The sequence below is a fragment of the Streptomyces sp. NBC_01298 genome, assembly GCF_035978755.1.
Lineage (GTDB): Bacteria > Actinomycetota > Actinomycetes > Streptomycetales > Streptomycetaceae > Streptomyces.
In genome coordinates, this window is the sequence record NZ_CP108414.1 from 3,581,449 (window position 1) to 3,600,789 (window position 19,341).

Here is a 19,341-nt window from a genome sequence, read left to right on the forward strand (position 1 = left end):
GCCTCGATACCGTACGGGTATCGTCGCCGCATGGAGCTCCGTACCCTGCGCTACTTCGTGGCCGTCGCCGAGGAACTCCACTTCGGACGGGCCGCCGCCCGGCTGCACATGAGCCAGCCGCCGCTGAGCCGGGCGATCAAGCAGCTGGAGACCGAGGCCGGGGCCGCGCTCCTCCTCCGCTCCTCCGCCGGGGTCTCCCTCACCGAGGTCGGGGCCGTGCTGCTCGACGAGGCGCGCGCCCTCCTGGACCACGCCGAGCGGGTGCGCTCGCGCGTGGCCGCGGCGGCCGGCCCCGCGAGCATCACCGTCGGGATCCTCGGGGACAGCGCCTCTCCCGACGTGATCCGGCTGGCGGACGCCTACCGCCGGCGGCATCCGGGCGCCGAGGTGCGGATCCGCGAGGCCGATCTGACCGACCCCACCTGCGGGCTCGGCACCGGACTGGTCGACGTCGCCCTGACCCGCGCGCCGTTCGACGCGGCCGGCCTGACCGTACGCGTCCTGCGCGCCGACCCGGTCGGGGCGCTGCTGCGCGCCGACGATCCGCTGGCCGGGCGGGACCGCCTGGAGCTGGCGGACCTGGCCGACCGGCGCTGGTTCCGGTTCCCGGAGGGCACCGACGCCGCCTGGCAGTCGTACTGGAGCGGCGGCGCAGTCCGGGAGGGACCGCAGGTGCGCGCCGTGCAGGAATGCCGGCAGGCCGTCCTGTGGAACGGCACGGTCGGCATGACCCTCCTGGACCACGATCCCGGGGCGGGCCTGACCGTGGTGCCGCTGTCGGACATGGAGCCGAGCCGCGCGGTGGTGGCGTGGCGGGCGGGCGACCCGAGCCCGCTGGTCCGCTCGTTCGTCGCTCTCGCGACCGACGGCCGGTCCTCCGGGGGGACGACCTAGTCGTCCTTCTTCGCTTCCTCCGCGTTGCGCCAGATCGTGAGGTCGAGGGTGATGTACTGGCTGGACTCCTTGGCCCCCGCCTTGCCGCGGTAGGTCGCCACCGCGATGTGCCCGGCGTCGCTCAGGACGCAGACCTCGGACCCGACCGTGAGCTGGTCGAGGGTGATCTTCTCGGTGAAGCGGGTCACCGCGCGGCAGGTCGCCAGCGAGCCCTTCTCCGAGTTGTTCAGCAGGACCAGCTTTCCGTTGTCGGTGCCGAACTCGTCCTTGCCGAAGGTCGTGTCCCGGTAGTAGAAGAGGTCGCCCTTCCCGTAGTGCACGCCCGAGCCCTCCGGGTCCTCCGCCGGACGCGGCGGATTGTCCGCGAGCATCAGCTGGTGGGACCCGGGCATGTCGATGCCCTTGTACGAGACCGGCTGCGGGTCGACGGGCTTCTGGGCCTTGCCCGGGGAGGCGCTGGTACCCCCCGTGCCGCCGGGTGAGCCGGCCGCGCCGTTCCCCTTGTCGCCGTCCGGCAGCAGGGAGCCGAGGACGGCGAGCCCGATGACGGCGCCCACGACGGACAGGGTGACGATCAGCCCGGTCCGCTTGGGCTTGGTCGGGGCGGGCCGGTACCCGGGCTGCCCCCAGCCGGGCTGCGCGTAGGTGGGCTGGCTGAACGTGGGCTGGCTGTACGTCGGCTGCGGGCGCGGCGGCTGCGGGTACGTGGGCTGCGCGTACGAAGGCTGCGCGTACGCGGGCTGCTGCCGCGGGGGCTGCGCGTACGGCTGCGGCGTCCCGTAGCCGGTCGGCACGGTCCCCTGTCCGGGCCGTGCCGGGGCGGCCTGCGTCGGCGCGGCGTGCGCGGGCGCCGCGGTGGGCGCCGGAGGCGCGCTCGGCGTCGGCGGCTGCGCGGAGAGCTCCGTCGGGACGGGCGTGGCCGGCTTCGGCGGCGGGGTGGGGGCCGGGGCGGGCAGCAGGTGCACCCGCTCGGTGATGGAACCGGCGACGGCGCGCGGCAGCCAGTCCTCGCCCTGGCGCAGCGGCTCGGTGCCCGCGGCTTCGTTGCACAGCGCGATGACCTCGGTCAGCGCGGGGCGGTGGGCCGGGTCGCGGCTGAGGCAACGGGTCACCAGCGGCCGCAGCTCCTCGGGCAGTCCGCTGAGATCGGGGTCCTCGTGCACGATCCGGTAGAGCACCGCGTGCGAGGGCCCGTCGCCGTAGACGGAGGACCCGATGGCCGCGAAGGCGGCGATCTGGCCGAGGGCGAAGACGTCGGTGGCCGGGGTGATCGTGCCCGTCGACGCCTGTTCGGGCGCCATGAACGCCGGGGTGCCGATGCTGACGCCCGTATTGGTCAGGGCGGTGCTGTCGGCCGCGCGGGCGATGCCGAAGTCGATGACGCGCGGGCCGTCGGAGGCGAGGAGGACGTTGGCGGGCTTCAGGTCCCGGTGGACGATGCCCGCGCCGTGGATGACGGTCAGGGCCTCGGCGACCCCGACGGCCAGCAGCAGGACGCTGCGCGGCGGCAGCGCGCCGTGGTGGGCCACCGCGTGCGCGAGGGAGGGGCCGGGCACGTAGGCCGTGGCCAGCCAGGGCTGGGAGCCCTCGGTGTCCGAGTCGATGACCGGGGCGGTGTAGAGCCCCTGGACCCGCTCCGCGGACCGCACCTCCTGCTGGAACCGCCGCCGGAACTCGGGGTCTTCGCTGAACTCGGACCGGATGACCTTGATGGCGATCGGCCGGCCGCCCGGCGTGTACGAGAGGTACACCTTGCCCATGCCGCCGGCGCCGAGCACCGCCGCGAGCCGGTAGCCGCCCACGATCTCCGGGTCGTCCGCCTTGAGCGGTTGGAAGATGCCTGCCGAAGGTGCGCTGCTCATGAGGACCCATCCCTGCCTAACGGCGTTCCGGCCCCCGCCGGCGCCCCGAAGTCACCCGTGAGGGTACCCAATGCCCGGGTCGCCGAGGGGAGTCGGTCCGGGCCCGTCAGCCGTGGAAGGTGACGTACCCGTTGCCGTCGCGGTCGGAACCGCTCTTGGTGTAGGCGTGGGAGTCCGCGGTCGCCCCGGACGGGGTCTTCAGGTAGACCGTGTCCCGGTCGTTGTTCCAGATGAAGTTGCAGCTGCCGCGGTAGGCCACGTTGTACGCGTCCGACTCGGTGCCGTAACCCCCGCGCAGCTTCACGAAGTCACCGGGCTGCAGGTAGTGGTTGGTGGTGAAGGTGAAGCTGTTGCCGGTGGCGTCCTTGACGACGTAGCCCTTGAGGTTGACCGTCGCCGTGGTGGAGTAGTTCTTGATCGTCAGGTACTCGTCACGGGTGTTGCCCGTGGAGCAGCTGTTGGAGTCCGAGCCGGGGGCGTCGTACTGGACTCCGCGGATCTTCAGGGCCGAGCCGGATTCGGTCGCCTGGGCCGGGGTGACGGCGAGGACGGCCAGGGCGCCGGTGGCGACGGCCGCGGCTATGACGGAGCGCTTGCGCAAGAGAGTTCCCCCCACATTGTGTGTATAAAGCGCGCTCAAGATACACAGAACGTGGAAGGTTCTCGCCGTTATGCACACAACGTGAGACGTACGCCCCGGTACGCCAACTCCCTTGCGCGGTAAGGCCGGGGCTCAGGCGTCGAGCACCGCGAGGGCGTCGATCTCGATCAGCAGGTCGCCGGGGAGGCCCACGTACACCGTGGTGCGGGCGGAGGGGACCGCCTTCAGGTTCTGCTCCTCGAAGTAGGCGTTGTAGATCTCGTTCATCTCTCCGAAGTGCGTGGTGTCCGTGAGGTAGACGCGCAGCATCATCACGTCGTCCCACGTGGCGCCGCCCGCCTCCAGTACGGAGCGGACGTTCTCCAGCGTCTGGAAGGTCTGCTCGCGCAGGGTGGGGCCGGCCGGCGTGGGCTCCTGGCCGTCCACGTGCGGGAGGAAGCCGACCTGGCCGGCGACCTGGAGGATGTTGCCCTTGCGGACGCCGTGCGAGAACTTCGCGGGCGGGTCGGTGTGGGTGGCGGGGACGATCGCGATCTTGTCGGTCATGGCCTGTCTTCTTCCTGTTCCTGTACGGGGCCCGAGCCTGAGTACTCGCGGCCGATGGCGTCGGCGGTCTGCCGTACGAGCGGGAGGAGTTCGAGCAGCCCCACGACGGAGAGGACCACGCCGGGGGCGGAGACGGACATCGCGGCGACCACGCGGCCGTCGGGTCCGCGGACGGGGGCGGCGAGGCAGTTCAGGGACTCCTCGTGGCCCCCGATGTCGGTGGCCCACCCCTGGGCGCGCACGAGGTCGAGCTCGCGCAGGTACGCGTCGGCGTCGGGGGTGGAGCGGGGGGTGTAGGCCGGGTACTCGATGCGCGCGGCCAGGGCCCGGCGCTCCACCTCCGGCAGGTCGGCGATCAGCAGCTTCGCGACGGCGGCGACGGTGAGGGGGACGGGGCGGCCGATGCGCGAGTACATCCGGACCGCGTAGCGGCTGTCGACCTTGTCCACGTAGACGACCTCGTCGTCCTGGTGGAGGGCGAGGTGCACGGTGTGCCCGGTGGTCCGGTTCAGTTCCAGCAGGTGGGGGTGGGCGATCTCGCGCACGTCGAGGTTCTCGATGGACTCGGAGGCCAGCGCGAAGAGGGAGGCCCCGAGCCGGTAGCGCCCGTCGCCCTGCCGGTAGACGAAGCCGTGTTCCTGAAGGGTCCGCAGCAGCCGCAGGGCCGTGCTCTTGTGCACGTCGAGCACCTCGGCGACCTCGCCGAGCCCGGCCGGGCCCTTGGCCAGGGCAGGCAGGATCCGGAGCGCCCGCTCCACCGACTGGCTCACGCCGTGCACCTCCGTACGGAACCGGGACCGGGGCCTCGACCGGGACTCGGACCGGGGCCGGGATCGGGACCTCGACCGGGACTCGGACCCGTTGACCCGTCGTCACCCGGGATGTTAGACAGCATGCAGCGATACACGCAACGACTGTTGCACTGTACGCAACAACCGCCATGCCCGGGAGGCCCACACACATGCCCAGCGACCCCGTCCAGGCCCTCGCCCAGGAGCCGGTGGACCACCGGTTCAAGGGACTCCCCCCGGACGCCGGGCAGGCCGGCCTCACCGTCGGCGAGCTGACCGCCGAGCGGCGCAGCCTCTACACCGGCGGGTTCACGACGCCCGTGCTCACCCTCGACGCGGACGCGCTGAGCCACAACCTCGCCGCCCTCGGCACGTACGCCGAGCGCCACGGCCTGGCCTTCGCCCCGCACGGAAAGACCTGCATGGCCCCGCAGCTGTTCCACCGTCAGCTGGAGCACGGCGCCTGGGGCATCACCGCCGCCGTCCCCCACCAGGCGCGCGTCTACCGGGCGTTCGGGATCCAGCGGATCTTCCTCGCCAACGAACTCGTCGACGCCGCCGCCCTGCGCTGGGTGGCCGCCGAGCTCGCCGCGGACCCCGGTTTCCGCTTCGTCTGCTACGTGGACTCCGTGCGCGGGGTCCAGCTCATGGACCGGGCCCTGGCCGGCCGGTCGCAGCGGGTCGACGTGGTCGTCGAGCTCGGCGCCGGAGAAGGCGCCCGCACGGGGGCCCGCAGCGACGAGGACTGCCGGGCCGTCGCCGACGCGGTGGCGGGCACGGACACCCTGCGCCTGGTCGGCATCGCCGGGTACGAGGCGGAGGTGCCCGGGGCCGACCCGGACTCCGTGCACGCCTACCTGCGCCGGCTCACCGGTCTGGCGGCCGAGTTCGACAAGGCGGGACGGTTCGAGGGGGTGGAGGAGATCGTCGTCAGCGCGGGCGGCTCCGCCTGGTTCGACGCCGTCGCCGACGTGTTCGCCGAGATCCCGGAGCTCTCGCGGCCGGTCCTGAAGCTGCTGCGCTCGGGCGCGTACGTCTCCCACGACCACGGCTGGTACACCCGCCTGACCCCCTTCAACCGGGTCCCCGAGGAGGGCGGCCTGCGCCCCGCCTTCCGGCTCTGGACGCAGGTGGTCTCCCGCCCCTCCCCCACCCAGGCCTTCGTCAACGCCGGCAAGCGGGACATCGCCTACGACCTGGGGCTGCCCGAGGTGGAACTCGTGCGCGACCCCCTCACCGGCGCCGAGCGCCCGGCGACCGGGATCCGCGTGCTCAAGCTCTCCGACCAGCACGCCTGGCTGGAAACCGACTCCGCCGAGGACGTGGAGGTCGGCGACTGGGTGGCGCTGGGCATGTCCCACCCGTGCACGATCTTCGAGAAGTGGCCGCTGATCCCGGTGGTGGAGGCCGACGGCACGGTCGCGGAGTACGTCCGGACGTTCTTCTAAGCCCATGGACCTGGTCATCCGCGGGGCCCGCGTCGTCGACGGCACGGGCGGGCCCTCCCACATCGCCGACGTCGCCGTCCACGAGGGCCGGATCGCCGAAGTGGGCGGCCGGATCGCGGGCGGCGGGCGGCGCACGCTCGACGCCCGCGGTCTCGTCCTGGCCCCCGGCTTCATCGACATGCACGCCCACAGCGACCTCGCCCTGCTGCGCGATCCGGACCACGGCGCGAAGGCCGCGCAGGGCGTGACCCTCGAAGTCCTCGGCCAGGACGGCCTGTCCTACGCCCCCGTCGACGACCGCACGCTGGGCGAGGTGCGGGCCGCCATCGCCGGCTGGAACGGCACGGGCGAGGACATCGACTTCGACTGGCGCACGGTCGGCGGGTACCTGGACCGGCTCGACCGGGCCCACGGCGGGCAGGGCATCGCCGTCAACGCCGCCTACCTGGTCCCGCAGGGCACCGTCCGCGCGCACGTCGTCGGCTGGGGCGACCGCCCCGCCACCCCCGCGGAGCTCGACCGGATGCGGGCCGTGGTCGCCGAGGGGCTCGCGCAGGGCGCCGTGGGAATGTCCTCCGGGCTCACCTACACCCCGGGGATGTACGCGACCGGCGCCGAACTGACGGAGCTGTGCCGGGTGGTGGCCCGGTACGGCGGCTACTACTGCCCGCACCACCGCTCGTACGGCCGCGGCGCCCTGGCCGCCTACGCCGAGATGGTCGAGCTGACCCGCGAGGCCGGCTGCGCCCTGCACCTGGCGCACGCCACGATGAACTTCGGGGAGAACGAGGGCCGGGCCGGCGAGCTGCTCGCCCTGCTCGACGGGGCGCTGGCCGACGGCGCCGACATCACGCTCGACAGTTACCCGTACACCCCCGGCTGCACCACCCTGGTCGCCCTGCTGCCCAGTTGGGCGAACGAGGGCGGACCCGAGGCGGTCCTCGCCCGGCTGCGCGACGACGCCGAGGCCGAGCGGATCCGGTACGCGCTGGAGGTGGAGGGCGCCGACGGCTGTCACGGGGTCCCGGTCGACTGGTCGACGATCGAGATCGCCGGAACCACGGACCCGGCCTACGGGGCCTTCGTCGGCACGCGCGTCCCCGACTGGGAGACGGCCCGGACGCTGCTGCTGGGCGACCGGCTCGGGCCGAGCATCCTCCAGCACGTCGGGCACGAGGAGAACGTACGGGCGATCATGCGCCACCCGGTCCACACGGGCGGCTCGGACGGCATCCTCCAGGGCGCGAAACCGCATCCGCGGGCCTACGGCACCTTCCCGCACTACCTCGGGCACTACGTGCGCGAGCTGGGCGTCCTCTCCCTGGAGGAGTGCGTCGCCCACCTCTCCGGCCGCCCCGCCGCCCGGCTGCGGCTGCCGGACCGGGGGCTGGTGCGCGTCGGACACCGGGCCGACCTCGTCCTCTTCGATCCGCTGACGGTCGCGGCCGGATCGACGTACGACCGCCCGCGCGCGCTGCCGGCCGGGATCCCGCACGTCCTGATCGACGGGCGTTTCGTCGTACGGGACGGGCGCAGGACCGACGTCCTCGCCGGGCGGGCCGTCCGCCGGACCCCGCACGGCGGCCGCTGACCGGCCGTATTTCGCACTTACGATGAGCCGCATGTACGCCTTTGTGCCCGCTGCTCTCTTCCTCGCCCTCTTCGGCGTGAGCGTCCGGGAGGACCGCCGGCGCTTCCGCAACGCGGTCTACCTGGGCCTCACCTTGATCTTCGCCTCGGTCGGGCTGCTGTTCCAGGTCGGGCACCTGCCGCCCGGGCTCGCGGAGGCCGTGATCCTGGCGGTCTTCGTGGTCCCCACGGTCGGCACGCTCGCGCTCGGCGTCTTCCTGATCACCAACGGCCTGACGATGGTCCGCAAGGAGGGCCGGAGCCCGGGCAACCTGCTGTCCTTCGCGGCGGGCGTTCTGATCTTCCTGCTCATCGCCTTCGTCTTCGTGGCGGCCGACACCGGACCGCCCGCCCTGGACGCGGTGGTGGCCGGGGTGGTCCTCCTCGTCGCCTACGTCTCCTTCCTCTTCCTCTGTTTCCTCGCCTACGCCTACCTCTACGGGCGGATCAAGGTGCGCGGGGACGTGGACTACGTGGTGATGCTCGGCTCCGGCCTGATCGGCGGCGACCGGGTCCCGCCCCTGCTGGCCTCGCGGCTGCGCAAGGGGCAGGCGATCCACGACGCCCAGATCGCGCGGGGCGGACGGGCGCCGCTGATGCTGACCTCGGGCGGCAAGGGGACGGACGAGAAGGTCGCGGAGGCGCGGGCGATGGCCGACTGGCTGATGGCCGAGGGCGGCGTACCGCGGGAGCACCTGCGGCTGGAGGACCGTTCCCGCACGACGGAGGAGAACCTGCTCTTCAGCCGGACCATCATGGAGGCGGCGGACCCCTCCTACCGCTGCGTGGTGGTCACCAACAACTTCCACGCCTTCCGCGCCGCGATGATGGCCCGCAAGGCCGGGGTCAACGGCCAGGTGCTGGGCTCGCCGACGGCGAGGTACTTCTGGCCGAGCGCGACGATCCGCGAGTTCGTGGCGGTGTTCTGGGAGCACAAGATCGCCAACCTCAGCATCTGCGGCGCCATCGTCGCCCTGACGGCGGCGCTGGCCCTCAACGTCGCCTGAGGCGCCGAGGTGCGTTCATGGGGGCCGGGCCGGAGGATGGGGCCAGGGGGACACAGCAGGAGGTAGCCATGGACAGTGAATCGGACCAGCAGCCCCAGCGCCCCGCCCACCTCTACACCGGGTCGGAGCACCCGTTCGACCCTGAGGACCTCGTCATGGCACGCGGCCAGGACCCGACCCCGGAGCGGGTCGAGAAGGCACGCAAGCTGATCGAGAAGGAGGGCGCGAGGGCGCTCGAACGCTACCTCCCGTAGGTGGGCGCGGAGCGGGGCGGACCGGGGTTCCGGTCCGCCCCGAGGTGCGAACGGGCCGGTGCGCATCCAGAATCGATGGATGCTCGTTAGGCGCCCCGGGGGCCGATTCCTAAGGACGACGACGATGCCGATGCCCACGACGCAGACGACCGGCACGACCTCCCGCGCACGCGAGCACGCACCCGCACACCCCGACGCCGGTGCCGGTGCGGGCACCCCGGTGTCCCCCGACTGGGACCGCCCGGCCGACCCGCCGGCCGGTCAGGCCTCCACGCACGTGCGCGCGTACGTGGACAGCGCCGGCGCCGACGGACACCTGTGGCACGGGGTCCCGACGCTCCTGCTGACCACCCTCGACCGGCTCTCCGGGCGGCCCGTCCGCACCCCGCTGATCTACGCGCGGGACGAAGGCCGCCACATCGTGCTGGCCACCGCGGCCGACGGCACGCCCGGCGTCCCCTCCTGGTACCGCAACCTCGCCGCCCACCCCGAGGTCCGCCTCCAGGTGGGCGCCCTGACCGCGCGGGCCCGCGCGCGCACGGCGACCCCGGCGGAGCGGGAGACGTACTGGGAGGCGCTGACCGCCCTGTGGCCCGCCTACGAGGACCACCAGGCGGCGGCCGCACCCCGCGAGATCCCCCTGGTCATCATCGAGCGCTGACCCGCGGGCTGCTCCAGCCCCGGCGGCGGAGGTTCTCGAAGCCGTCCAGGAGCAGGTCCAGGGCGAACTCGAACTCGAACTGGTCGTCGCAGCCGCCGCCGACGGTGGAGCCGTCGTCGTGGGCGGCGGTCGCGGCCAGTTCCGCGATGTGCGGGAAGCGCGCCGCCAGCGCCGGGTCCGGTGGGCCGGAGGGCCCCGAGGTGTCGAACAGCTCCTGGCTGAATCCGAGCAGGCGGCTGCCCATCGCGTGCATGACGTGGTGCGTGAGGTCGGCGGAGAGCCCGCCGGCCCGGAAGAGCCCGGCCATGGAGTCCAGGTACGCCAGCACCGCCGGGGTGGGGCCGGTCCGCGATTCGATGACCCGGGCCGCCCAGGGGTGGCGGAGCAGGACCCGGCGGGCCGAGAGGATCCGCCCGCGGACCACGGGCCGCCAGTCGGGGCCCGCGGCCGGCGGGTCGATCTCGCCGACGACGGCGTCGGCCATGCCGTCGAGCAGCTCCTCCTTGTTGGCCACGTGCTTGTAGAGGGCCATCGGTACGACGTCCAGCTCCTGGGCGAGCCTGCGCATGCTGAGCGCGTCGATGCCGGTGGCGTCGGCGAGCGCGACGGCCGCACGCAGGACCCGGTCCCTGTTCAGGGGGATCCGCCCCGTGTCCTTGCCCTTGGCTTCCTGCCGGGTCATCGCGGTGGGCCCCTTCCCTGGCTTCGACCGTCCTCGACGGCACCCTCACCTTGACGAGTGTACGACGTACACCTATGGTCGCAGCAAGGTGTACGGCGTACACCTCCATCGAACGAGGGGTGCCGAGAAGATGAGTCCCGACCGGAGAACCGCGGTGGCCGCCGGGTCGCTGTTCCTGCTGACCGAGGTGGCCGCGATAGCCGGGGCGGCGCTGTACCGGCCCCTGCTGGGCGCGGCGGACGGCAGCCTCGCGCCGGGCGCCGATACGCGGGCCCTGCTCGGGGCGCTCTGCGAGGTGGTGCTGGTGGTGGCGGTGGCCGGCACCGGGGCGGCGCTGTTCCCCGTCCTGCGGCGCCGCGGCGAGGGGCTCGCGCTCGGGTACGCCTTCGGGCGGCTCCTGGAGGCTGCCGTCATCGTCGGCGGGATCGTCGCCGTCCTGGCACTGGTCACCCTGCGGCGGGAAGCGGGGGCGGCGGACGGCGCCGATGCCGCGCTGGTGGCCTTGCACGCGTGGACGTTCCTGCTCGGCCCCAACATCGCCCTCGGCCTGAACACCGTCCTGCTCGCGTACGTGGCCTACCGCGCCCGGCTCGTGCCCCGCTTCATCGCCGTGCTCGGCCTGATCGGCGGCCCGCTGATCTGCGCCTCGGCCGTGGCCGTGATGTTCGGCGCCTACGACCAGCTCTCCCCGGCGGGAGCGGCGGCCGCCCTCCCGGTCTTCGCCTGGGAACTGTCACTGGCCGGCTGGCTGATCGCCAGGGGCTTCGGCCCCGGAACCGGCGCGGGCGCGGGCGCGCCGGATCCGCTCGACCGCCCGGGGGCCTAGACCTTCCCCACATCCGCCTGCACCTCGCGCGCCGTGCGCGTCCCGGACGCCATGGCGCCCTGTACGGAGCCGGTGGCGCGGTGGTCCCCGCAGACGTACACGCCCGAGGCGGTCCGGCCGGTGCGGCTGAGCGGCCACGGGGGAACCATCGCGGGCAGCGCGTCGGTGACGGTGGTCGTCGCCACCGTTTCCCAGGCCTCGGTGCCGACGGCGTAGACCTCCGCGAGGACCTCGCGCAGCCCGGCTTCGCGACCCGGCGCGTCGGCGCCGAGCACGGAGGTGGACACGAGGGCCCGCCCGCCGCCTCCGTAGGTGGGGGCGACGTCCGTCAGCACGCACGTGTTGAGGAAGCGCCGTCGCTGGTCCAGCAGCAGCGTGGGCTCGCCGAGGGGCGAGCGGGGGGCCGCGTGGTGGTACGTGGTGACGGTTCGGGTCGCCACCGCGGGGAGCCCGGGGATCAGCGCGCTCGCCGCCGACGGGGCCGTGGCGACGACCACGGCTGCCGCGTCGAGCACGGATCCGTCGGCGAGGACGACGCCCGACGCGGTGACGGAGGACACCGGCGCGCCCAGTGCCACGCACCCCGGCGGGAGGCCCTCGGCCAGGTGCCGGGGCACGGCGCCGATGCCGTCGGCCGGCAGGGTGAGGGTGCCCCTGAGCATGCTGCGCCAGGTCAGGTGGAACATGCGGCTGGAGGTTTCCAGCCCGTCCTCCAGGAAGACGCCGGCCAGGAACGGCCGCAGCAGGCCCTCGACCAGGGAGTCGGGAACGTGCCTGCGGGCCAGCTCCGCACGCGTCGTGCGCTCGGGCAGGCGCTTGAGGACCGCGGCGGGCGCCACCGCGTCGAACGCGCTCAAGGCACCCAGGGCGGCCAGTGCGCGGACGCCCGGGCCGTGCCCACCGGTCAGGAGGCCGGCGGCGCCGGCGGGCCGCCGGGTGGGATCGGCCAGCCGGATCCGACCGCTGCGGGTGTGGATCAGGAAGCCCGGCGTGAAGGGGCGCAGCCGCAGGGAACGCACCGCGATGCGCCGCCTGACCTGCGGATACGAGGTGTTGAAGACCTGGAATCCGCGGTCCAGGAGGAATCCGTCGCGGTGATCGGTGCGCATCCTGCCGCCCACCGCGTCGCCCGCCTCCAGGACCCTGACGCGCCGCCCCGACCGGACCAGGTCGAGCGCGCAGGTCAGACCGGCGAGCCCGGCTCCGACCACGATCACGGGCTTGTCCTCGTCCGAGCCGCTCATGAAGGCCTCCGCATCGGTGTGGGGTGTCCTCCCCACCCCCACTTCCGGCGTCACGGCCCCCGAGGATGCACGGCGCGCCCCGGCCCCCTCCCCCCCTACCGCTCCTCGGCGGCCCGGCCCTCTCCGGCCATGAACCGCCAGACCAGGGTGTGGCCCAGCGCGATCAGGCCGATCAGCATCAGCGCCTCGGCCTGGATGGGGCGCAGCCCCGCCGGGTCGGCGAGTTCGGGGAAGGCGCCGACCACGGCGATCAGGGCGTAGAGCAGGGTGGCGGCGGCCTGCTGCCAGGTCAGGAAGCGGTCGCCGCGCGCTCGGGCCAGCAGCCGCAGGGTGCACGCGCAGCCGATCACCGCGAGGACGACGAAGGCCGCGCGCCAGACCTGCGGCTGCTCCGTGCCGCCGACCTGGGCGAACAGGCCCATCAGGGCGGGGAGCAGGAAGGACAGGTAGATCCCGCCGACGACGCGCCGCTGAGCCGGGTCGCGCATCCAGTCGTGGTGGCTCTGGACGACGTTCCACCACAGGCCCACCAGGGTGAAGCAGGTGGCGGAGAAGAGGGCGTAGAAGGTGCTCACATCCATGGACGACGAGCGTGGCACCCTTCGCGCCCCGCACCGCCGCCCCACGCCCACGACCCGTCCCACCCTCCCGGTATGGACCACGCCTAGGTCGTCTCTTTCGGATCTTGCCGGGCCCGCGACGTCTGGCACCGCACCAGACGCCGCGGACTCGGCCGACAAGATCCGAAAGAGACGACCTAGCCGAAGTCGTAGACCGTGACCGGTATCCCCTTCGCGGACAGTCCGTCGCGGATCAGGGGCTCCACGCGTGACCACTTGCCGCCCGCGAGGCCGCAGCCGATGCGGGGCATGTGGACGGAGGCGCCCAGTTCGGCGGCGTGGGCCGCCAGGTGTGCGAGGCATTGCTCGACCGCCTCGTAGCGGATCGGCGGGCCGCCGCTGCCGGTGCGCATGCCGCGCTGGCCGATCATGTTCGCGACCCAGGTGTCCGGGCGGACCTGGACCAACTGCACCGCGCCGAGCGCGAAGTCGTTCCCGCCGCGGCCCCGGTGCCAGGCCCGGTACGCCGCCTCCGGCTCGCTCCAGCGCTTCGAGAGCGCGAGGACGAAGCCCTTCCCCCAGCCCCCGAGGTCGTTGCAGACGTGGGCGATGATCTTCGGCCCCCGGGCCTGCGGACTGCTCGCGTCCCCCCGGACGATCGTCGGCTCGTGCATGCCGCCCCCCTTCCTCTCCCCTGCCCGCAAGGTACCCGGACCCTCTGACATCGCCGGAAGGCACCAGCCTCGGGGGGCTTCCGGCCCCAGCCTCCGGGTCGTAGGTCCACAGTCCTCCCCACCACGGGTTTATGCGGTTTTAACCGTGTTACAACTGGAACATCGCGCTGCAAATGGCGCATTTTCCTTAGCTGTTGCCCAGCCCACACAAGCGCTGCCCGCCTTGGCAACACACCCCGTTTCCGCTGGAGGAAGCACCGTGAGTACAGCCGAGCAGACGGCCCCGTCTGCCAAGAAGAACTCGGCCGCCATGGCGGTCATGCAGCGCCTCGGCCGCAGCCTCATGCTGCCGATCGCCGTACTGCCGGCCGCCGCGCTGCTGATGCGCTTCGGCAACGACGACATGCTGGGCAGCGCGTCGATGCCGCACTGGGTCAACGAGATAGCCAAGTACATGTCCGCCGGCGGCAACGCCGTCTTCAACAACCTGGCGCTGCTGTTCGCCGTCGGTATCGCGGTGGGCTTCGCGAAGAAGTCCGACGGTTCCACCGGCCTCGCGGCCGTCGCCGGCTACGTGGTCTTCTCCAACGTGCTCGGCAAGTTCACCGACGGCAACGTGCCGCAGATCGAGGCGGTCGTCGACCACAAGGTCGCCCTGATCGACGCCCCGGTCAACGCGGGCGTCCTCGGCGGCGTCGTCATGGGTGTCGTCACCGCCCTGCTCTACCAGAAGTTCTACCGGACCAAGCTGCCGGACTGGGCGGGCTTCTTCGGCGGCCGCCGCCTCGTCCCGATCCTGTCCTCCTTCGCGGGCCTGGTCATCGGCATCGTCTTCGGTCTCATCTGGCCGGTGCTCGGCAAGGGCATCCACGGCCTCGGCGAATGGCTGGTCAACTCCGGCTCCGTCGGCGCCGGCATCTTCGGTGTCGTCAACCGTGCACTGATCCCCGTGGGCATGCACCACCTGGTCAACTCCTTCCCGTGGTACCAGGCCGGCGAGTTCGACGGCAAGCACGGCGACATCGCCCGCTTCCTCGCCGGCGACCCGACCGCCGGACAGTTCATGACCGGCTTCTTCCCGATCATGATGTTCGCCCTCCCCGCGGCCTGCCTCGCGATCGTCCACTGCGCCCGCCCCGAGCGCCGCAAGGTCGTCGGCGGCATGATGTTCTCCCTCGCGCTCACCGCCTTCGTCACGGGCATCACCGAGCCGATCGAGTTCACCTTCATGTTCATCGCCCCGGTGCTCTACGCGATCCACGCGGTCCTGACCGGTGTCTCCCTGGCCCTGACCTGGGCGCTCGGAATGAAGGACGGATTCGGCTTCTCGGCCGGCGCGATCGACTTCTTCCTCAACCTCGGCATCGCGACCAACCCGTGGGGCCTGGCCGGCATCGGCCTCTGCTTCGCGGCGCTCTACTACTTCGTCTTCCGCTTCGCCATCACCAAGTGGAACCTCCCGACGCCGGGCCGCGAGTCCGACGAGGAGCTGGCCGAGCTGCTCAAGGCCGAGGCGAAGTAACCGTGCCCTCGGCGCAGCGCACCCCCGGACGGGGACTGCCTTGCGAGGAGCGGCGCGAGCTGATCGCGGGAGCGGTACGGGCCAGGGGCCGCGTACGGGTCGGTGAACTCGTACGGGAACTGGGCGTCAGCCGGATGACCATCCACCGGGACCTCCAGTACCTGGACGCCCAGGGCCGGGTCCGGCGGATCCGCTCCGGAGCCATCGCTACGGCCGACCCGCAAGCCGCGGCGGACCTGACCGGCACCGCCTGAGTTCCACTCCGAAAGCAGGGGCGGGGCACCACTGACCGACCAGTGGCGCCCCGCCCCTTTTCGCGTTCGGCCGTCCCCACTCCCGCTTCGACCGCGCCCGCGCCCCCCTCAGGCCCACGTCCCTCAGGCCCGCCCCCCTCAGGCCCGCGTCCCTCAGGCCCGCGCCGCCGCCAGCAGCCCGCGCCAGCGGGGGCGTTCCGTGATCAGGCAGGCCAACGCCAGGGCGGTCACCGGGGCGGCCGCCCACGCTGGCCAGGCCGACCAGGACGCCGCCACGGCCACCACGAGCTGGAGCAGCACCAGCGCGATCGTCACCCCGCCCGGTACCGCGACGATCACCTGGGCCTTGTCCCCCGGGGTCGAGAACACCGTGGGCAGCCCGATCAGCAGCACCACGCTCGCCACCGCCGCCGTCACCGACCAGCCGGCCAGGGCCCACGGAGCCGCCACCCAGGCGCACAGCTCCGTCGCGAAGCGCAGCACCGAGGCGAGGTCCGCCCTCGCATCGCCCATCTCCCGCATGTCCCGCTCCCTTTGATCACCGCCGCGCGCCGCCGACACCTTCAGGCCGGCAGGGTGACGAGCGCAACACCATTCCGGCCCCCTCCGCCGGGCCCACCCATTCCGCAGGCCGGAGCGGGGCGGCGGCCCCGATTTCCAAGGGCTCGTGGCGCCCGTACCGAAGCTTTGCGCGAAAGGGGACATATCGGTCCGCGATGCACCCCTCCGCTCCGGGTCTAATAGCGGAGCGCGCCCGCACCCGGACCCGTAAGCTCCCGTCATGCAGGTGATCCAGTCAACGAAACTCGCCAATGTCTGCTACGAGATCCGCGGCCCCGTGCTCGAAGAGGCGATGCGGCTCGAAGCAGCAGGTCATCGCATCCTCAAGCTCAACACCGGCAACCCCGCGGCCTTCGGCTTCGAGTGCCCGCCGGAGATCCTTGAGGACATGCTCCGCAACCTGGGCAACGCCCACGGCTACGGGGACGCGAAGGGCCTGCTCTCGGCGCGCCGTGCGGTCATGCAGCACTACCAGACCAAGGGCATCGAGCTGGACGTCGAGGACGTCTACATCGGCAACGGGGTCTCCGAGCTGATCCAGATGTCCATGCAGGCGCTGCTCGACGACGGCGACGAGGTGCTCGTCCCCGCGCCGGACTACCCGCTGTGGACCGCCTCCGTCAGCCTGGCCGGCGGCACCGCCGTGCACTACCGCTGCGACGAGCAGTCCGACTGGATGCCGGACCTCGCCGACATCGAGCGCAAGGTCACCGACCGCACCCGCGCGATCGTGATCATCAACCCGAACAACCCGACCGGCGCCGTCTACGACGACGAGATGCTGCGCGGGCTCACCGACATCGCCCGCCGGCACAACCTCATCGTCTGCTCGGACGAGATCTACGACCGGATCCTCTACGACGGCGCCACGCACACGAACACCGCCGCCATCGCACCGGACCTGCTGACGCTCACCTTCAACGGGCTCTCCAAGAACTACCGCGTCGCCGGCTACCGGTCGGGCTGGATGGCGGTGTGCGGGCCCAAGAAGCACGCCTCGTCGTACATCGAGGGCCTGACGATCCTGGCGAACATGCGGCTCTGCGCCAACATGCCCTCCCAGCACGCCATCGCCACCGCCCTCGGCGGACGGCAGTCGATCAACGACCTGGTGCTGCCCGGCGGGCGGATCCTGGAGCAGCGCGACACGGCCTACGACCTGCTGACGCAGATCCCCGGCATCACCTGCGTGAAGCCCAAGGGCGCGCTCTACCTCTTCCCGAAGCTGGACCCGTCCGTCTACAAGATCAAGGACGACCGGCAGATGGTCCTCGACCTGCTGCGCGAGGAAAAGATCATGGTCGTGCACGGTACGGGCTTCAACTGGCCCGAGCCCGACCACTTCCGGATCGTGACCCTGCCCAACGCGAAGGACCTCGCCGACGCGGTCACCCGGATCGGCAACTTCCTCGACGGGTACAGCCAGCCCTAGGACGGACCGGCCCGGCGGCCCCCGCCCGCGACCCCGGACACACGGGCCGCGCGCGGGGGCCGCGCCGTTCTGCGCGGCGTCCTGCGCCCGGTTCCGCGCCCCGTTCTACGCGGCGGCGGCGCCGAGTCCGGTGGACAGGGCCGCGGAGATCGCGGCGATGTGGCGGTAGGCCCGGCCGGCCGCGGTGACCACGCCGTCCTGCTCCGCCCGCCCGTGCAGCGCCTCGTCCAGGCGCGCCGTGAAGCGGGCCCAGCGCTCGCGGTCACCACTGGCGTAGTACGCCACGCCGTCCGTGTCCCGCAGCCCGTACGCCTCGGTGACGTACCGGCGCAGGATCGCGCCGCCCATCGTGGAGCCCTCCAGTACGTAGAGGAACCCGAGCAGGGCCAGGGGGTCCGAGGCCGCGGCGGCGCGGATCTCCCGCGCGAAGGCGACCGCCGGCGCTCCGGCGCGGGACCCGGGGAACACCCCGTCCTCGGCGAAGTGCATCAGGTCGCGGTCTATGCAGGGGATCTTGACCAGCTCCGCCGACCACACCGAGGTCAGGGACGGGGCGGTGGCGCGGGACAGTTCGCCCTCCAGGGCATCCAGGACCGTCCGGTAGGCGGCGAGCTGGTCGACGTACCGGTCGAGCGGGAGCGTCCCGGCGAGCATCGCGGCGGAGAAGGGCGTGCCCTCCAGCTCCGCGTGCCGGCCGCGGGTGCTCGCCCGGATGCGCTCGGCCACCGTGCCGCGGTCCGTGGGGTTCATGCGCCTTCGCCCTTCAGGAGCGTCGTGTGCAGCCGGTCGATGAGGTGGCCCTTGCGTTCGATGGTCACGTCGAAGTAGCGCGCGCTCCGCTCGCAACGGCACACGCCGCGCACCGCCTCCATCGCCGAGCTCTTCAGCTCCACCGCCCGGGCCGCGAGGCGCAGGAGCGTGGGCCGCAGGTCCGGATGTCCGAGCACGAACTCCTTCAGCCGCGCCCCCACCAGCTCCCCCGGCCCCAGCCCGCCGCCGGGAGCGGTGTCGAGCAGTTCGAGGAAGACGCGGTTGCTCAGCTGGCCGTAGTCCTCGTGGGTGCCCCGGCCGCCGAACTCGGGCACGAAGTCGGTCAGGTCGTTGAACAGCTGGCTGGCCAGTCCGAGGTCGCGCATCGCCCCGTCCAGGACCCGCCGCTCGCCCTCCACGACGCCCAGGGCCGCCAGCGCCGCGTCCAGCGGCATCCGGAACAGCGTGCCCGTCTTGAGCGCGGCCACCGACTCCCAGAAGGCCACCCGCTCGGCGAGGGGCGCGGCCAGCAGTTCCGCGCGCGTGAGCTCGGTACGCGTGGACACGTCGACGGCCTGGCCCGTGAAGCCCCGGCCGACCGACCGCAGCAGGCTCCGCACCACGGCCGGCTCGGCCGCGTGCTCCAGCGCCGCGGTGATCAGCAGAGAGCCCGTGTTGAGGGCGAGCGGGACACCGTGGGTGACGTGGAGGGCGGGCTCGCCGTAGCGGACGCCGCTCCCGTCCTGGATGTCGTCGAGGGCGACCGCGGCCTTCAGCAGCACGCGCACCGCCACCGCCGCGCGGCGGATCGCGGCCAGGTCCGCGGCCAGGTCCGCGGTCAGGTCCGCGGCGGAAGCCTCATCGCCCGCCGCGTCGGGGAAGCCCCGGTAGTTGCGGTAGGCCCAGAACACCATCGAGGGCCGCAACGGGGCCCGGCCCGCGGGCGCTCCCGCGGCCGGCGCCAGGGCCTCCTGGCCCACCTTCGAACCGACGGCGTCGGCGACCGGCGCGTACAGGGAACGCCCCAGCGCCGCCGCGTAGACCGATCGCGGCGCGGCCGGGGTGAGCAAGGAGGCCAGGAAGGCCGCCAGGTCCTCCTCCAGGAGCGCCGCATCGCTCCGCACCACAGCCTCTACACCCGAT

Annotated in this window: 21 protein-coding genes; 10 read left to right on the plus strand and 11 right to left on the minus strand. The window is 72.7% G+C overall.

Annotation, left to right across the window (positions count from 1 at the left end; translation table 11 throughout):
• Nucleotides 1-30 precede the first annotated feature (30 nt).
• Complete coding sequence (locus OG730_RS16005; protein ID WP_327304888.1) at nt 31-894, plus strand: LysR family transcriptional regulator; 864 nt, start codon at nt 31-33, stop codon at nt 892-894.
• On the opposite strand, the gene OG730_RS16010 is transcribed toward OG730_RS16005, so the two are convergent.
• From OG730_RS16010 to OG730_RS16025, 4 genes are all read right to left on the minus strand, one after another.
• A complete protein-coding gene (locus OG730_RS16010) occupies nt 891-2,756 on the minus strand; it encodes a serine/threonine-protein kinase (RefSeq protein ID WP_327304889.1) in 1,866 nt (621 codons plus the stop codon). The genes OG730_RS16005 and OG730_RS16010 overlap by 4 nt on opposite strands.
• Before the next feature lie 106 nt (nt 2,757-2,862).
• Entirely contained in the window at nt 2,863-3,357 is a 495-nt protein-coding gene (locus OG730_RS16015; RefSeq protein WP_327304890.1) for a lamin tail domain-containing protein, read from the minus strand.
• A gap of 132 nt (nt 3,358-3,489) precedes the next feature.
• Entirely contained in the window at nt 3,490-3,903 is a 414-nt protein-coding gene (locus OG730_RS16020; RefSeq protein ID WP_327304891.1) for a RidA family protein, read from the minus strand.
• Nucleotides 3,900-4,673 (minus strand): IclR family transcriptional regulator, encoded by a 774-nt coding sequence (locus OG730_RS16025; RefSeq protein WP_327304892.1) that lies wholly within the window; start codon nt 4,671-4,673, stop codon nt 3,900-3,902. Before OG730_RS16025 ends, OG730_RS16020 begins: the two co-directional genes overlap by 4 nt.
• 191 nt (nt 4,674-4,864) lie before the next feature.
• On the opposite strand from OG730_RS16025, the gene OG730_RS16030 reads away from it, so the two are divergent.
• From OG730_RS16030 to OG730_RS16050, 5 genes are all read left to right on the plus strand, one after another.
• The gene (locus OG730_RS16030) at nt 4,865-6,142 is read left to right on the plus strand and encodes an amino acid deaminase (protein ID WP_327304893.1); all 1,278 of its coding nucleotides are present in this window, start codon (nt 4,865-4,867) and stop codon (nt 6,140-6,142) included.
• Nucleotides 6,143-6,146: 4 nt separating this feature from the next.
• A complete protein-coding gene (locus OG730_RS16035; protein WP_327304894.1) occupies nt 6,147-7,733 on the plus strand; it encodes an N-acyl-D-amino-acid deacylase family protein in 1,587 nt (528 codons plus the stop codon).
• 31 nt (nt 7,734-7,764) lie between these two features.
• Complete coding sequence (locus OG730_RS16040) at nt 7,765-8,778, plus strand: YdcF family protein (protein ID WP_327304895.1); 1,014 nt, start codon at nt 7,765-7,767, stop codon at nt 8,776-8,778.
• Between the two features lie 68 nt (nt 8,779-8,846).
• Nucleotides 8,847-9,032, plus strand: a complete 186-nt coding sequence (locus tag OG730_RS16045) for a hypothetical protein (RefSeq protein WP_274549281.1) — start codon at nt 8,847-8,849, stop codon at nt 9,030-9,032.
• Nucleotides 9,033-9,156: 124 nt separating this feature from the next.
• Complete coding sequence (locus tag OG730_RS16050) at nt 9,157-9,693, plus strand: nitroreductase/quinone reductase family protein (protein WP_327304896.1); 537 nt, start codon at nt 9,157-9,159, stop codon at nt 9,691-9,693.
• On the opposite strand, the gene OG730_RS16055 is transcribed toward OG730_RS16050, so the two are convergent.
• Nucleotides 9,680-10,375, minus strand: a complete 696-nt coding sequence (locus OG730_RS16055) for a TetR/AcrR family transcriptional regulator C-terminal domain-containing protein (RefSeq protein WP_327304897.1) — start codon at nt 10,373-10,375, stop codon at nt 9,680-9,682. The two genes, OG730_RS16050 and OG730_RS16055, sit on opposite strands and share 14 nt — an antisense overlap.
• 130 nt (nt 10,376-10,505) lie before the next feature.
• On the opposite strand from OG730_RS16055, the gene OG730_RS16060 reads away from it, so the two are divergent.
• Nucleotides 10,506-11,201 carry a DUF4386 domain-containing protein gene (locus OG730_RS16060; protein ID WP_327304898.1) on the plus strand — a complete coding sequence of 232 codons (696 nt, stop codon included), beginning with the start codon at nt 10,506-10,508 and terminating at the stop codon, nt 11,199-11,201.
• On the opposite strand, the gene OG730_RS16065 is transcribed toward OG730_RS16060, so the two are convergent.
• The 3 genes from OG730_RS16065 to OG730_RS16075 all read right to left on the minus strand — a co-directional run bounded on the left by OG730_RS16065 (nt 11,198) and on the right by OG730_RS16075 (nt 13,679).
• Nucleotides 11,198-12,445, minus strand: coding sequence for an NAD(P)/FAD-dependent oxidoreductase (locus OG730_RS16065; RefSeq protein ID WP_327304899.1), 1,248 nt, complete (start codon nt 12,443-12,445; stop codon nt 11,198-11,200). The genes OG730_RS16060 and OG730_RS16065 overlap by 4 nt on opposite strands.
• Before the next feature lie 95 nt (nt 12,446-12,540).
• Nucleotides 12,541-13,026 (minus strand): hypothetical protein, encoded by a 486-nt coding sequence (locus OG730_RS16070; protein WP_327304900.1) that lies wholly within the window; start codon nt 13,024-13,026, stop codon nt 12,541-12,543.
• A 176-nt stretch (nt 13,027-13,202) separates the two neighbouring features.
• Nucleotides 13,203-13,679, minus strand: a complete 477-nt coding sequence (locus OG730_RS16075) for a macro domain-containing protein (protein WP_327304901.1) — start codon at nt 13,677-13,679, stop codon at nt 13,203-13,205.
• A gap of 310 nt (nt 13,680-13,989) precedes the next feature.
• Here OG730_RS16075 and OG730_RS16080 point away from each other — a divergent pair, with 310 nt between their 5' ends.
• A complete protein-coding gene (locus OG730_RS16080) occupies nt 13,990-15,201 on the plus strand; it encodes a PTS transporter subunit EIIC (RefSeq protein WP_327309285.1) in 1,212 nt (403 codons plus the stop codon).
• 2 nt (nt 15,202-15,203) lie between these two features.
• Complete coding sequence (locus OG730_RS16085; RefSeq protein WP_327304902.1) at nt 15,204-15,455, plus strand: DeoR family transcriptional regulator; 252 nt, start codon at nt 15,204-15,206, stop codon at nt 15,453-15,455.
• 153 nt (nt 15,456-15,608) lie between these two features.
• Here the strand turns inward: OG730_RS16085 and OG730_RS16090 are convergent, their stop codons facing one another.
• Nucleotides 15,609-15,977: a hypothetical protein gene (locus OG730_RS16090; protein WP_327304903.1), complete on the minus strand. Its 369-nt coding sequence runs from the start codon at nt 15,975-15,977 to the stop codon at nt 15,609-15,611.
• A gap of 259 nt (nt 15,978-16,236) precedes the next feature.
• On the opposite strand from OG730_RS16090, the gene OG730_RS16095 reads away from it, so the two are divergent.
• Complete coding sequence (locus OG730_RS16095) at nt 16,237-17,448, plus strand: pyridoxal phosphate-dependent aminotransferase (protein ID WP_266880808.1); 1,212 nt, start codon at nt 16,237-16,239, stop codon at nt 17,446-17,448.
• A 105-nt stretch (nt 17,449-17,553) separates the two neighbouring features.
• Here the strand turns inward: OG730_RS16095 and OG730_RS16100 are convergent, their stop codons facing one another.
• On the minus strand, nt 17,554-18,198 hold the full coding sequence (locus OG730_RS16100) for a biliverdin-producing heme oxygenase (RefSeq protein ID WP_327304904.1): 645 nt from the start codon (nt 18,196-18,198) through the stop codon (nt 17,554-17,556).
• Nucleotides 18,195-19,322 (minus strand): polyprenyl synthetase family protein, encoded by a 1,128-nt coding sequence (locus OG730_RS16105; RefSeq protein ID WP_327304905.1) that lies wholly within the window; start codon nt 19,320-19,322, stop codon nt 18,195-18,197. The genes OG730_RS16100 and OG730_RS16105 overlap by 4 nt, the downstream gene beginning before the upstream one ends.
• Nucleotides 19,323-19,341 lie beyond the last annotated feature (19 nt).

Bases quoted from the DNA above. Each gene is read 5' to 3' on its own strand.
- OG730_RS16005 (WP_327304888.1), top strand. From the start codon at position 31: ATGGAGCTCCGTACCCTGCGCTACTTCGTGGCCGTCGCCGAGGAACTC.
- OG730_RS16010 (WP_327304889.1), bottom strand. From the start codon at position 2,756: ATGAGCAGCGCACCTTCGGCAGGCATCTTCCAACCGCTCAAGGCGGAC.
- OG730_RS16020 (WP_327304891.1), bottom strand. From the start codon at position 3,903: ATGACCGACAAGATCGCGATCGTCCCCGCCACCCACACCGACCCGCCC.
- OG730_RS16030 (WP_327304893.1), top strand. From the start codon at position 4,865: ATGCCCAGCGACCCCGTCCAGGCCCTCGCCCAGGAGCCGGTGGACCAC.
- OG730_RS16035 (WP_327304894.1), top strand. From the start codon at position 6,147: ATGGACCTGGTCATCCGCGGGGCCCGCGTCGTCGACGGCACGGGCGGG.
- OG730_RS16040 (WP_327304895.1), top strand. From the start codon at position 7,765: ATGTACGCCTTTGTGCCCGCTGCTCTCTTCCTCGCCCTCTTCGGCGTG.
- OG730_RS16045 (WP_274549281.1), top strand. From the start codon at position 8,847: ATGGACAGTGAATCGGACCAGCAGCCCCAGCGCCCCGCCCACCTCTAC.
- OG730_RS16050 (WP_327304896.1), top strand. From the start codon at position 9,157: ATGCCGATGCCCACGACGCAGACGACCGGCACGACCTCCCGCGCACGC.
- OG730_RS16055 (WP_327304897.1), bottom strand. From the start codon at position 10,375: ATGACCCGGCAGGAAGCCAAGGGCAAGGACACGGGGCGGATCCCCCTG.
- OG730_RS16060 (WP_327304898.1), top strand. From the start codon at position 10,506: ATGAGTCCCGACCGGAGAACCGCGGTGGCCGCCGGGTCGCTGTTCCTG.
- OG730_RS16065 (WP_327304899.1), bottom strand. From the start codon at position 12,445: ATGAGCGGCTCGGACGAGGACAAGCCCGTGATCGTGGTCGGAGCCGGG.
- OG730_RS16070 (WP_327304900.1), bottom strand. From the start codon at position 13,026: ATGGATGTGAGCACCTTCTACGCCCTCTTCTCCGCCACCTGCTTCACC.
- OG730_RS16075 (WP_327304901.1), bottom strand. From the start codon at position 13,679: ATGCACGAGCCGACGATCGTCCGGGGGGACGCGAGCAGTCCGCAGGCC.
- OG730_RS16080 (WP_327309285.1), top strand. From the start codon at position 13,990: ATGGCGGTCATGCAGCGCCTCGGCCGCAGCCTCATGCTGCCGATCGCC.
- OG730_RS16090 (WP_327304903.1), bottom strand. From the start codon at position 15,977: ATGCGGGAGATGGGCGATGCGAGGGCGGACCTCGCCTCGGTGCTGCGC.
- OG730_RS16095 (WP_266880808.1), top strand. From the start codon at position 16,237: ATGCAGGTGATCCAGTCAACGAAACTCGCCAATGTCTGCTACGAGATC.
- OG730_RS16100 (WP_327304904.1), bottom strand. From the start codon at position 18,198: ATGAACCCCACGGACCGCGGCACGGTGGCCGAGCGCATCCGGGCGAGC.